This is a genomic window from Streptomyces chilikensis (assembly GCF_001642695.1).
Lineage (GTDB): Bacteria > Actinomycetota > Actinomycetes > Streptomycetales > Streptomycetaceae > Streptomyces > Streptomyces chilikensis.
On record NZ_LWCC02000134.1, the window covers coordinates 51,976 to 63,901 of the forward strand.

At 68.2% G+C, this 11,926-nt stretch carries 12 protein-coding genes and 1 pseudogene; 8 read left to right on the forward strand and 5 right to left on the reverse strand.

The window, feature by feature from the left end; genetic code table 11:
• The first annotated feature begins 462 nt into the window (after nt 1-462).
• From A2U95_RS27010 to A2U95_RS27030, 5 genes and pseudogenes are all read left to right on the forward strand, one after another.
• Complete coding sequence (locus tag A2U95_RS27010; RefSeq protein WP_166027772.1) at nt 463-933, forward strand: hypothetical protein; 471 nt, start codon at nt 463-465, stop codon at nt 931-933.
• On the forward strand, nt 930-1,286 hold the full coding sequence (locus A2U95_RS27015; protein ID WP_166027774.1) for a hypothetical protein: 357 nt from the start codon (nt 930-932) through the stop codon (nt 1,284-1,286). The genes A2U95_RS27010 and A2U95_RS27015 overlap by 4 nt, the downstream gene beginning before the upstream one ends.
• A gap of 216 nt (nt 1,287-1,502) precedes the next feature.
• The gene (locus tag A2U95_RS27020; RefSeq protein WP_166027776.1) at nt 1,503-1,889 is read left to right on the forward strand and encodes a CPCC family cysteine-rich protein; all 387 of its coding nucleotides are present in this window, start codon (nt 1,503-1,505) and stop codon (nt 1,887-1,889) included.
• Nucleotides 1,886-2,617 carry a HEAT repeat domain-containing protein gene (locus tag A2U95_RS27025; RefSeq protein ID WP_166027778.1) on the forward strand — a complete coding sequence of 244 codons (732 nt, stop codon included), beginning with the start codon at nt 1,886-1,888 and terminating at the stop codon, nt 2,615-2,617. Before A2U95_RS27020 ends, A2U95_RS27025 begins: the two co-directional genes overlap by 4 nt.
• Nucleotides 2,618-2,747: 130 nt before the next feature.
• Nucleotides 2,748-3,583, forward strand: a pseudogene (locus A2U95_RS27030) (transposase family protein).
• Nucleotides 3,584-3,604: 21 nt separating this feature from the next.
• Here the strand turns inward: A2U95_RS27030 and A2U95_RS27035 are convergent.
• The 3 genes from A2U95_RS27035 to A2U95_RS33025 are packed head-to-tail and all read right to left on the reverse strand — an operon-like array spanning nt 3,605 to nt 4,987.
• Entirely contained in the window at nt 3,605-4,423 is an 819-nt protein-coding gene (locus A2U95_RS27035) for a tyrosine-type recombinase/integrase (protein WP_240958198.1), read from the reverse strand.
• A complete protein-coding gene (locus A2U95_RS27040) occupies nt 4,357-4,770 on the reverse strand; it encodes a tyrosine-type recombinase/integrase (protein ID WP_166027780.1) in 414 nt (137 codons plus the stop codon). The genes A2U95_RS27035 and A2U95_RS27040 overlap by 67 nt, the downstream gene beginning before the upstream one ends.
• A 34-nt stretch (nt 4,771-4,804) precedes the next feature.
• On the reverse strand, nt 4,805-4,987 hold the full coding sequence (locus A2U95_RS33025; protein ID WP_338104494.1) for a helix-turn-helix domain-containing protein: 183 nt from the start codon (nt 4,985-4,987) through the stop codon (nt 4,805-4,807).
• Between the two features lie 739 nt (nt 4,988-5,726).
• On the opposite strand from A2U95_RS33025, the gene A2U95_RS27050 reads away from it, so the two are divergent.
• Entirely contained in the window at nt 5,727-7,061 is a 1,335-nt protein-coding gene (locus A2U95_RS27050; RefSeq protein ID WP_206283077.1) for an NsdA family TPR-like regulatory protein, read from the forward strand.
• Between the two features lie 342 nt (nt 7,062-7,403).
• On the opposite strand, the gene A2U95_RS27055 is transcribed toward A2U95_RS27050, so the two are convergent.
• Entirely contained in the window at nt 7,404-9,584 is a 2,181-nt protein-coding gene (locus tag A2U95_RS27055) for a DEAD/DEAH box helicase (RefSeq protein WP_206283078.1), read from the reverse strand.
• A 146-nt stretch (nt 9,585-9,730) separates the two neighbouring features.
• Between A2U95_RS27055 and A2U95_RS27060 the strand changes: the two genes are divergently transcribed.
• Both A2U95_RS27060 and A2U95_RS27065 read left to right on the forward strand, forming a co-directional pair.
• Complete coding sequence (locus A2U95_RS27060) at nt 9,731-9,982, forward strand: hypothetical protein (RefSeq protein WP_166027784.1); 252 nt, start codon at nt 9,731-9,733, stop codon at nt 9,980-9,982.
• Nucleotides 9,982-10,374, forward strand: a complete 393-nt coding sequence (locus A2U95_RS27065; protein ID WP_166027786.1) for a DNA-binding protein — start codon at nt 9,982-9,984, stop codon at nt 10,372-10,374. The genes A2U95_RS27060 and A2U95_RS27065 overlap by 1 nt, the downstream gene beginning before the upstream one ends.
• Before the next feature lie 130 nt (nt 10,375-10,504).
• Here the strand turns inward: A2U95_RS27065 and ychF are convergent, their stop codons facing one another.
• Nucleotides 10,505-11,593, reverse strand: coding sequence for a redox-regulated ATPase YchF (ychF, locus tag A2U95_RS27070; RefSeq protein ID WP_166027788.1), 1,089 nt, complete (start codon nt 11,591-11,593; stop codon nt 10,505-10,507).
• Between the last annotated feature and the right edge of the window lie 333 nt (nt 11,594-11,926).

Consider the following 11,926-nt stretch of genomic DNA (forward strand, 5'->3'; position numbering starts at 1 on the left):
GTCCGGCCGCGCCGACGAACGGCTGCGGACCATGCTCGGACTCATCCCCCTCACCTGAAGAACGCCGCCGCGCGTGCCCTCGACGACCGCGCCCGCGCACTCATGCAGACGAGCGCCTGATCCCTGCGAACCAGCGACCAACCAGCGCGCGTACGGCATCACCGGGATGACCACAGCGGACGAAACCGCCGCGCGCCAACCAGCAGAAAACCAGCAACGGGAACGCCAGCGGGGTCGACCCAAAACGGACCGACCCCGCTGACCTGCAGTTTTGCCAACCCGGCCGAGGCCGAGCTACGGCACCCACTAAACGTTGAAGCGGAACGTCCACGGCGGGGCTGTCACCTGCGGTTGAGCCCATCCGTCGGGTCGCGAACCAGCAGGCAACCAGCAGCCGCGACTGCCGCACGGCCAGCTGTCATCCATGGACATCAGAATGCATTCTGAAGTAGGCTGTCCGTTATGAGCGCCATGACCGTGGACACCGTGACCTTCTCCGACCTCTCGCGTCGCCCCAAGGAGGTGGCCGAACGAGCAGCTCAGCTCGGCAGGGTCCGGGTCACTCACCGCGACGCCAAGGACTTCTACCTCACCGCAGCCGACAAGGAAGACCTCCGCGACCAGTCGCTCACCACCGCTTCGCGGATATTCCTCGCCCTGATGAAACACGACGCGACAGCCCGCACCCTGCTGCTCGCCATCCCCGATGTCTTCCCTTGGGTCCGGCACCTCAACGAGGAGGAGATCAGGGAGTTCACGGTGGAGCTCGTCGCAGCCCTTTCCGACGCCGCCGAACTCGACGTCGACGTCACCGTCCAGGAGGTCATCGCCGGCTGGCGCGCCACCGCGCGCATCAAGAGCGACCCCCAGGCATACCGAGAGGCGGGCGCCCCGACCACCGGCGACCACGGAAGCGTGGACGTCACCCCATGAGTCCCAAACGCGGTGACCGCGTCACCGTCCCCGCACCGGAGAACCAGTGGGAGATCCGCTTCGGCACGACCGACGCCGTTCGCGGCTGGGAAGAGCTCTGCCGTCTGGCACTGGCCAACACCCGCCGCTGCTTCGAAGCCCTCCGCACCGACCCCCGCTCCCGCGCCAACCCCGAGCGCCAGCACCGCCTCCGCAGTGACCTCGCCACCCACCGGCACAACGGCACCGACATGGAGCAATGGGAATACGAAGTCACCAGCGGCGGACGCGTCCGCTATGCCATCGACGACGACAGTCGCACCATCTGGCTGATCTACGCCTCACCCCGGCACCCCAAGGACACCGACCATTGAGCTCGTTCAGCCTTACCGGGATCGTCAGCAAGGTCGGCACCGCACCAGACCGACCCCGCTGACCTGCGGATTCGCCAGCTCGACCAAGACCGAGCCATAGCACCGACCCGACGACCCATTACGGGGGTGGTCTGCGGACTAACTGCGGACCGGCCGGGGTCTCCCAGGCGTCGAAATCCCTGGCACGAAGGCGGGGCCGGCAAGGACACTGCACAGGTGAGCGACTCCTACCCCTGCCCATGCTGCGGCCACCGCGTGCTGAGCGCGATGCCCGGCTCGTACGAGATCTGCCCCGTCTGCTTCTGGGAGGACGATGGGGTCCAGTTCCGGTGGCCCACCATGGCCGGCGGGGCCAACAAGGTCTCCCTGATCGAGGCCCAGCGGAACTACCAGGATTTCGGCGTCTGCGACGAGCACAGCCGCCGGCACGTCCGCCCTCCGGCCGAGGACGAGTCGCTCGACCCCGCCTGGCGCCCCATCGATCCGACACGGGACTCCTTCGAGGACTGGGCGGCCAAGGACCGCGCTCCGTGGCCCGACGACCTCTCGGTGCTCTGCTGGTGGCTCCCCACCTTCTGGCGCCGGGACGAGCAGGTGACATGACTCCCCACATCAAGAGGCTCGTCCAACAGCTCGGCGGAGAAGCCGACGAGTCCTACGACGCCCGCGCGGAGCTGATCTGGATCGGGGCCGAGGCCATCCCGACCATCGTCGACGGGCTCCCATCCCTCGGCGGCTTCGGGCAGCTGACCGCCATCGAGGTCTTCGAAGAGGTGGGAGATCCTCGCTGCGGTCCCGCCCTGGTCGGACTGTTGAGCAGCGACAACTGGACTGTCCGCGAATGGGCGGCCATAGCTCTGGCGAGCCTGGAGATCGACGACGCGGTCGAGCCGCTACGCCACGCCTACCGCTCCTGTCTGGAGAGAGCGGTCCCACCCGACTGGACCGAGCCGGTCGGCATCCGCTGGGCCCTGACGGAACTCGGCGCGCGTAGTCCTGTCGTTCCGACGCTCACCGCGCGCCTGCAAGCCGCCGCCGCGGACGACGCCCTCGGCTGGCCGTCGACCCACTTCACGGAGATCATCAACGATCTGGCCGACCATGCCCAGGTGGTCCTCTACTCCCAGTTCTGGCGGGTGGACGCCGGCCGCACGTACGGCATCTCCGGCCCCGGCCTGGACTGGGAACTCGACTGGGCTTCGCCCTGGGAGCACTTGGTCGAGGAATCCCGCGCCTGGTCCCTGCTGGAAGCCTGCGAGGCACCCGTCGGCGACGACATCTTCGTCGTCCCCGCCTGGATCGACCGCACCGACCTGCACCCGGAGGCATGACCGATGCCGTTCCAGCACCCCAACGAGACCGGCTACGGCCACGTGATTGAACCGTTTTCATCCTGTCCTGCAGGGGTGATGGTGCAGGTCAGCGGGGTGGTGTGACGAGGCGAGGCTCCTGGTCGTTGCGGTGGTGTTCTCTACGCACCACGCTTCGTCCGAGGAGCCTGGCTTGGTCCCGTATCGTGCCACGCTCGACGTCCCTTATGAGTTGGTCGAGCATGTCTCGTGGCTGATCCATGCCCGAAGGTGTGAACGCGGCACGAGATGGCGCAAGCTGGGTTGCTTCCAGCAGGCGCTGCTGGCGCTGGTGCACCTGCGCAAGAACGAGACGCTGCCCCAGCTCGCGGCGGGGTTCGGAGTCTCCACCGCGACCGCCTGGCGGTACGTGGACGAGACCCTCGAGGTCCTGGCCTCCTGGGCACCCGGCCTGCAGGAGGCTCTCGTCGGCCTGGGTGAGGGATACTTCGTCATCGTCGACGGCACCCTCATCCCCATCGACTGGGGGCACCTCCCGGCCGCAGGCTGGGGGACGTCGCCGCGGACCAGCCGTACTACTCGCAGAAGCATAAGAAGCACGGCATGAACGTCCAGGTCGTCGCGCGACCGGACGGCACCCCGCTGTGGTTCTCCCGCGCAACCCCGGGCCGCACACATGACCTGACCGCGGCTCGTGCCCACGGCATCGTCCAGGCCTGCCTGACCCGGCAGATCCTCGTCCTCGCCGACCGCGCCTACCAAGGTGCCGGCGCCACCTTCCGCACCCCGTACCACCACCACAGCGAACAACCCAAGCACTACCAGCAGTTCAACCGCGACCACGCCCGACTCCGAGCTCCAGGAGAACGCGCCTTCGCCCAGCTCAAAACCTGGCGGCTGTTGCGGCGAGCCCGCTGTTCCACCCGCCGCATCGGCACGGCAGTCCAAGCCGTCCACACCCTGCTGACCTGCACATATTCAGGATGAAAACGGTTCACTGACCCATGTCTACGGGCGCAGGGCGTTGTGCATGATGGTGCGGCAGCGGTCCCAGGATTCGGGGACGAGGTGGCCGTAGATGTCGACGGTGGTCTTGATGGAGCGGTGGCCAAGCCAGCGGGAGACTTCGTGGAGGGGGATGCCGCGGGCGAGGGCGGTGGAGGCGAAGAAGTGGCGCAGGCTGTGTGGCGTGTACTTCGCGGTTCCGTCCGGGTGGACGATGCCGGCGGCCTTGAGGGCGCGGGTGAAGTGGTAGCCGTAGGCGGTGGCTGTCGGCATGGCGCCCTTGCCGCGGTCGCGGGGTGCGAAGAGGACTTCGACGCCGTCGACCGTGACGGGTGGCCAGTGTTGTAGGTGGGTGTCGATCTCGGCGGCGAGGAACGCGGGGAGGGGGATGTCGCGGTAGTCGCCATCGGCGCGGTGCTTGAGGGGGACGAAGCGGGTGACGCAGTCGTCGCGGTGGGCCTTGGCGCTGATCTGGCGGCGGATGCGGAGGAAGCCGGGGCGGTAGCAGTCGGTGCTGAAGGCGAGGGTTTCGCTGATGCGGAGGCCGACGGCGGCCTGAAGGTAGATGGTCAGGCGGTTCTGGGGTGAGATCTGCTTGGCGATGAAGTCGACCTCGTCGAGAGTGGGGATCTCGTCGCCGTCGACAGCGTTCCGGCGGGCGCGGGGCAGTTTCACGCCGTCGGTTGGGTCGTCGGCCCGTCTCTTCTCCCGGACTGCGGTGCGGAAGAGACTGGTGACCATCTTCATGCGGTCGCTCACCGTGCTCGGGGCCAGTCGGCGTGCCAGGGCCGCGGCGAGGGCTTCGATGTCCTTGCGTTCCACGCCCCCATGGGGCGGTCGCCGAGGCGGGGCAGGAGGTGGATGCGCAGGAAGCTCTCGTAGTTGCGGTAGGTAGATTCGCCGATCGTCTGCCGGTCGAGCCAGTCGGTGGCGTACTCGCGGACGGTGATCTCGCCTCGCTTCGGGTCGAGGTACAGACCCTCGTACCGGTCGCGGGTGAGGCGGTCCCGGAAGGCTTCCGCCTGGGTCTTCTGCTCGAAGGTGCGCTGCTTTTCCCTGCCGTCGGGGGCCCGGTAGCGGACCGACCACGGATGCCCGCAGCGGGTGCGGGCGCAAGGGTGGTGGGGGCTTCGTTTGTCGGTCTTGCACTTCTGGTAGACGGTGGCCATCAGGCAGGCCCTTTCCCTCGCCCGGGCGGCGGGGTCATCCGTAGTTCCGCTCGAGGTAGTTCGCGATGTCGCGTTCGCGGAACCGCAGGAGGCGTCCCACCTTCTGGGGCTTGATTCCCCACCGGCGGTATTTGTTCCGCACGGTGGCCTCACTGACCCTCAACCACTCGGCGACTTCTTCCACCGTCAGCAGTCGATTACCTCCGTCACGCCTCACCTGACGCTCACCTCCGCGCATCACATTTCCGCATTTTTCGTTCCCGACTGCTACCGGTCGACGACCATGGACGCTCCGTCTCGGTGCCGGTGTCAAATCCGAATGGGGAAACCTGTCACGGGCGTATAGGGAGCGGGGGTCGGCGGATTGACGTCCGGAGCTGAACGAGTTTCGCGGTGGCGACGGGCGGGAGTGGTGGATCGGGATGCTTCAAGCTGCACAGATAGACAGTCGGCCCCGCTCCTGGGTGGCTCGTAGGGCATCTGACCTGCAAGAAGAGCCGAGGGAGGGTAGGCGCATCCAAGGACGAGCACGGAAACGAGCACCGATACGCCTACCGAAACGAGCACGGAAACGCCAACCGCCGCCCGACGGCCTCCTCAGGCCTCTCTGCTGCAGTTGCGTCGGTTGACTTCGCCGAGTTCAGCGCTCAACTCGCCACTACTCGTGACTGGCTCGGTGGTGGCTCGGTGGTGCGGGCACCGGCAGAGCGGGAATTCCATGACGTCCGGGTGCAGCACTGCCCCATTGTCGAGTTTCAGGAATCCGTCGCCACCGGATTCGAGGATCATCTCCGTCAACCGGGCCCTGGCTTCACTTCGCATTCTTTCAGTCCTTCCGGTGACACGTGCGGCATTCCGTGCCGCGCGCTCCGCACATAGGTAACCGTGGGAATGCGAAGAGCGGCAGCACCACGGACGGGTGCGCGCTTGAAATGCTTGAAAGGGGCACCCCGGATATGACGAAACGCGAGCCGAACGCGGCGCTCAGCCGCCTGCTCACCGAGAGCCGCTGGACCTACCGGCAGTTCGCCCGTGCCGTGAACCGGCTCGGCACCGAGACCGGCACACCGCTGCGGTACGACGAGTCGGCCGTGAGCCACTGGCTCGCCGGCACGATGCCTCGTGGGCCTGTCCGCGCCGTCATCGTCGAGGCGTTCTCACGAAGGCTCGGCCGACCGGTGACGTACTCCGAAGCGGGACTGCCTGCACCGCGGCAACAGCCCGCGGACGGGGTAGACATCGCTCAGGAGTTGGTCGACCTGGGGAGGCTCGACATGGATCCGTCCCGTCGCGGTGTGCTGGCAGCCGGGCTGTTCTCCGCCGCCACCGCCATCCCCGGCTGGCCCGACGTCGCAGGCCGAGCCACCGCCGTCGAGAGCGGGCGGACCACCCGCATCGGCATGAACGAGGTCCACATGGTCACCGCCATGACCGAGCGGATCTCCAATCTGAACTACCAGTTCGGAGGACGGCACACCCGCCCGATGGCCGCCTCGTTCCTCGTCAACACCGTCGCCCCGTGCCTGCGCGCCGATGCCCCGGCGAAGATCCGCCAGGCGATGCTGACAGCCACCTCCAACCTGCTCTACCTCGCGGCGCACATGGCCGTCGACGACGGCCTTCACGGGCTCGCCCAGCGGTACTACCTCAAGGCCGCCGAACTCGCCGGAGCCGCCGACGACCGCCTCACCTACTGCACCGTCCTGCGCGGCATGAGTGTCCAGGCCACCGGACTCGGCCACGGCGACAAGGCCTTGGAACTGGCGAACGCGGCCGCCGCGGCCTCCCCCACCGCCAACCCCCGCATGCGCGCGTTCTTCGCGGGCCAGCAGGCCCACGCCGCCGCCCGGACCGGCGACCGCACCGGCGCCCTACGGCACATCGGCGAGGCGGAGACCGCCATGGACCGCGCCGAGTCACACGTCGGCGTCATCGGCTCATACAACCCCGCCGCCCTCAACTACCACGTCAGCCAGGTCCGTCACGAACTCGGCGACACCCCCGGCGCCATCCGCGCCATGCAGCTCTCCGACAGGAGCCGCGTCAGCACCGATCGCGTCATCCGCGTCGTACACAGGTGCACCATCGCCGAGCGACAGCTCCGCATCGGCCACCTCGACGCCGCCTGCGCCACCTGGCACCAGGCCCTCGACGACTATCCGCTCATCCGATCCGGCCGCGCCGACGAACGGATCCGGACCATGCTCGGGCTCATCCGCCCCCACCTGAAGAACACCACCACACGCGCGCTCGACGACCGCGCCCGCGCGCTCACGCAGACGAGCGTCTGAGCCCCCGCGAACCAGCGGCCAACCAGCGCGCGTACGGCATCACAGGGGTGACGACAGCGGACGAATACCGCGCCGCGCCAACCAGCGGAAAACCAGCGCCGGGAACGACAGCGGGGTCGATCCGAAACCAGACCGACCCCGATGACCTGCGCGTTTGCCAACCCAGCCGAGGCCGAGCTATAGCCGCCACTAAACGTTGAAGCGGAATGCCTGCGGCCTGATCCTGACCTGCGGCGGAGCCCTTCCTGTGGCTCTGACCTGGCGTTTCCTTGTTTGGCTGCGTTGGCTCCCGACGGCCGTTTACGGGTGTCCTGCGGACTGGCTGCGGACCGGAGGACACCCTCACTCGGCCGACATGAGCCTCTCGTCCGTCATACCCAGACGTGCCTGTTCCTCCTCGACGATCCGACGTGCCAGCTCGGTGTCCGACACGTCGACCGCGTCCGGGGTGGCTTCGGCCACGGCGCTGCGCCGGGCATAGGCATCGAACAGGCGCGTCTTGGCTTCCAGCATCTTCACCATGCGTTCGTCCACGCCTCCGGTGGCGAGGAGGCGGTGCACACGAACCGGCCTGACCTGGCCCATACGGTGGGCCCGGGCCACCGCCTGATGTTCGATTGTCGGCTTGATCTGGGGTTCGCAGATGACGACGACGGAGGCGGCCTGCATGTTGAGGCCGACGCCCGCTGCCTGGATCTGCCCTAGGAGCACCGCCGGGCCCTGGACACCGGCGAAGTCGTCGACGATCTCCTGGCGACGCTGGGCCGGGACGCCGCCGGTCAGCGGACCGAACACCGGAGTGGCCCTGGCGGTTCCGGCCGCGAGGGCCTCCTTCACCACGCCCAGTACGTCCTTGAAGTTGGAGAAGACCACCGTCTTCTGCCCGTTCTCGCCGGCCTCCTGAACGATCTCCCGGAGCCGGTCCAGCTTGGCCGACTTCTCGGGGCGCATGTACGCGGCCCTGCGCATGGCCATGAAGTTGCCCGCGCGCACGGCTTCGCGGTACGCCTCCTCGTCCGAAGCGCTCAGCTCCTCCCACTCGTCGGTCTGCTGAAGGCTCGGGAGTTCCGTCAGCACGTCCTCCTGGTTGCGCCGCAGGTAGACCGGGGCCACCGCCTTGCGGAAGGCGACCGATCCGGCCAACGCGTCCCGTTCACCGAGGGAGTCCGCGACGTCGCCATCGAGCATCCGGACCAAGTTGCGGAACTCCACCACCCGGTTCTCCATCGGGGTTCCGGTCATGAAGAGGCTGCGCTCACAACGCTCCGTCCACAGGGCGACCGACTGAGACCGTTTGGTCTTCGGGTTCTTCACGGAGTGCGCTTCGTCGACGACCAGCAGCCCGACCTCCCCACCGCCCGGTGCCGGAAAGCCGCGCAGCGCGTCGAACGTGGTCACCCCAACGCCGCCCCGCCCTTTCCAGTCGGCAAACGCGTAGTGCCGGTCGGGACCATGGAGCACCATGACGCGCAGGGCGCTGCGGGCCTCGATCTCCCGTGTCCAGTTCACGAGGACGCTCGCCGGGCAGACGACCATGAAGTGACTCTGCCCCTCGGCGGCCAGGTGCGCGAGGACGGCGATCGCCTGGATGGTCTTCCCGAGGCCCATCTCGTCGCCGAGTATCACCTTGCGCTGCGCAAGCGCGAACCGTGCGCCGAACGACTGGTAACCGCGCAGGGAGACCCGCTGGTGCGTGTCGTCGAGGTGCTGGGTCCGTACCCGCTCCGCAATCTCGTCCGGTAGAAAGCCCTCTGCGGCAGCCGCGTCCGGCAGCCGCCCGGAAATCTCGGCGAGCAGGCTGTAGTACTCGGCGGAGCGGAGTTCGAAGTCCACCCAGGCCGCGACGTCGGACGAGAGCCCCCGGAGCAGGTCCACCGACGCCTGGGCGAGCAGCTCTGGCAGGCCGGCCTGCTCCGCCTCGTCCACCAGCGACCGGACCTCGGCGACCGCCGCCCACGCGCGAGCCTTCTTCTCCCGGCCGGCCAGCAGCATCCGGACCCTTCCGGCGGCGGGCCTAGCGTCGGCCAGCAGCGGACCTAGCCGTTCCGCCAGGACGGTGGCCTTGTCGACCGCACGCCGGGCGTCCGGGCCGGCCTCCACCAGGACATGCAGGGCCATGACGAGCGCGGTGGTGCTCGGTTCCGGCCGGTCCACGTCGATGTGGACGGCCACGGTCTCGTGCACGGCCTCGGAGAGCCGGCGGGCGGCGGCGAGCATCTGGTCGACGGTGCGCTGCCCGACACCGGGAATCTGCCGCAGCCGGTAGGGGCCCGCTTCGAGAACACTGCCCAGGGTGCGCAGTCCGCTCTTCTCGACGCTTCCCAGCCGCAGCCGCCCTTCGGTGACGTCCTGCAGCCGGGCGACGGGAATGGCGTCGAGCTCCCGCTTCACCGCCGCATCATGGATCGGCTTCAGTGCCGCCCGTACCGCCTCCACTGCCCTTCCATGGTCACCGACCACTGCCTGCGCCGCCTCGTACAGTCGCGTTCCCCTCGCGACTGTGTCCCGCTCGCCACGCCCCACGCTTCCCGCCCCTCTCTGGCTCTCCCCGCATCTTTCCACCGCCCACACGGGGCCTCGACGGGCATTCGCAGCTTCCTGCTGATCAACCGAACCTCGGGGCAGTCATTCACACCCCCAGACTTACGACCACCGGTAGGATCGGCACCATGAGCGGTAGTAGGAAGTATTCGATCAGCCTGCCCGAGGACCTTGCCGAGGCCGTACGCGCCCATGTCGGGCCCGGTGGCTTCTCCGCCTACGTCGCCGAAGCCCTGGAACAACGGGTCGCCATGGACAAGCTTCGGGAGATCGTCGCCGACTTCGAGACCGACAATGACGAGCTCACCCGCGAGGAGGTCGAGGCCGCCCGCGCGCTGCTGCGCCATGACCACCGACAGGTCGGCGGTGCCGCCGCCTGATGCCCGGCACCCTGCTGCTCGACAGCGAAGGACTCTCCAAGCTCTACCGCAAGGACCGCACCGTCGTGGCTCTGGTCCAGGCGGCGTCAGAGGAGGGCATCCGCGTGGCCACCAGCGCGATGACCACTCTTGAGGCCGATTACGAGCGGATTCACCCGGCCCGCATCAAGTGGGTCCTCTCCCGCGTCGACGTTCACGACGTCACCAGAGAGGTCACCGACGAAGCGGCCGCCCTCCTTCGCGCCCATCACCTCCACGGCCACAAGTACGCCATCGACGCTGCTTTCGCCGTCATCGCCCGCAACGCGCCCCGGCCGGTCACCGTCCTCACTTCCGACCCCGAGAACCTGACTCTCCTGTGCGGCCCTTCCGTAGAGGTCGTCAAGGTCTGAAGCACCGGCCACAGCCACTCCGACCAGGCCGGCCGTCAGCCACAGCACTTCGCGGACGAGGACTCCCCGCGGACAGGCATCTGGGCCCGACCCGCCGACAGGCGGGTCGGGCAGCACCTTCGATGGCACGTCAGACGTTGAAGCGGAACTCCACCACGTCGCCGTCCTGCATGACGTACTCCTTGCCCTCCATGCGCGCGCGCCCCTTGGCGCGGGCCTCGGCGACGGAGCCGGCCTCGACGAGGTCGTCGAAGGAGATGACCTCGGCCTTGATGAAGCCCTTCTGGAAGTCCGTGTGGATCACGCCGGCCGCCTCGGGCGCGGTGGCGCCCTTCTTGATGGTCCAGGCGCGGGTCTCCTTGGGACCGGCGGTCAGGTAGGTCTGCAGGCCGAGGGTGTCGAAGCCGACGTGGGCGAGGGTGGCCAGGCCCGGCTCCTCGGCGCCGACGGACTGGAGGAGCTCCATCGCGTCCTCCTCGTCGAGCTCGGCGAGGTCGGCCTCCAGCTTGGCGTTGAGGAAGATCGCCTCGGCCGGGGCGACCAGCGCGCGCTGCTCGTTCTTGAAGGCCTCGTCGGTCAGCTCGTCCTCGTCGACGTTGAAGACGTAGAGGAAGGGCTTGGTGGTGAGGAGGTGCAGGTCGTGCAGGAGCTCGCTGCGCTCGGTGCCCTGGACGATGCCCTGGGAGAAGAGGGTGTCGCCGCGCTCCAGGATCTCCTTCGCCTCCTCGACCGCCTTGACCTTCGGAGCGATGTCCTTCTTGATCCGCGACTCCTTCTGGAGGCGCGGCAGGACCTTCTCGATGGTCTGGAGGTCGGCGAGGATCAGCTCGGTGTTGATCGTCTCGATGTCGTCCTTCGGCGAGACCTTGCCGTCGACGTGGACGACGTTCTCGTCCTTGAACGCGCGGATGACCTGGCAGATCGCGTCGGACTCGCGGATGTTCGCGAGGAACTTGTTGCCCAGGCCCTCGCCCTCGCTGGCGCCGCGGACGATGCCGGCGATGTCGACGAAGTCGACCGTCGCCGGGAGGATCCGCTGGGAGCCGAAGATCTCGGCCAGCTTCGCCAGGCGCGGGTCGGGGACGCCGACCACGCCCACGTTGGGCTCGATCGTGGCGAACGGGTAGTTGGCCGCCAGCACGTCGTTCTTGGTCAGGGCGTTGAACAGGGTCGACTTGCCGACATTCGGCAGGCCGACGATTCCGATCGTGAGCGACACGTTGCGACTTCCCGTTACGTGAGGTGAAGGGGGCGGGCGGGCCTGAAGGGACCGATCCCCCAGTCTACGGCGTACGGGACGGGGCACCCGTCTTCCATCGAACATCAGACCAGTGCTGTCCATGGGCGTGTCATTAGGGCTATTCAGCACATAAGCAGACCTAGGTTGTGCGAGTGGAGCATCACAGGACGACGGGAACCTCACGGTCGGCCGCCCGGCCCGGTCCGGGACCGCGGCGCGACGCACGCACGGCCCTGCCCCCGCAGGCCCGCGGCACCGGCTCCGGATCCGGCGGCGAGCGGCGGGCGCCGCAGCCGCGCCGGCCGCACGGTG

Coding starts and splice junctions, on each gene's coding strand:
- A2U95_RS27010 (WP_166027772.1), top strand. CDS start 463: ATGAGCGCCATGACCGTGGACACCGTGACCTTCTCCGACCTCTCGCGT.
- A2U95_RS27015 (WP_166027774.1), top strand. CDS start 930: ATGAGTCCCAAACGCGGTGACCGCGTCACCGTCCCCGCACCGGAGAAC.
- A2U95_RS27025 (WP_166027778.1), top strand. CDS start 1,886: ATGACTCCCCACATCAAGAGGCTCGTCCAACAGCTCGGCGGAGAAGCC.
- A2U95_RS27040 (WP_166027780.1), bottom strand. CDS start 4,770: ATGGCCACCGTCTACCAGAAGTGCAAGACCGACAAACGAAGCCCCCAC.
- A2U95_RS27050 (WP_206283077.1), top strand. CDS start 5,727: ATGACGAAACGCGAGCCGAACGCGGCGCTCAGCCGCCTGCTCACCGAG.
- A2U95_RS27060 (WP_166027784.1), top strand. CDS start 9,731: ATGAGCGGTAGTAGGAAGTATTCGATCAGCCTGCCCGAGGACCTTGCC.
- A2U95_RS27065 (WP_166027786.1), top strand. CDS start 9,982: ATGCCCGGCACCCTGCTGCTCGACAGCGAAGGACTCTCCAAGCTCTAC.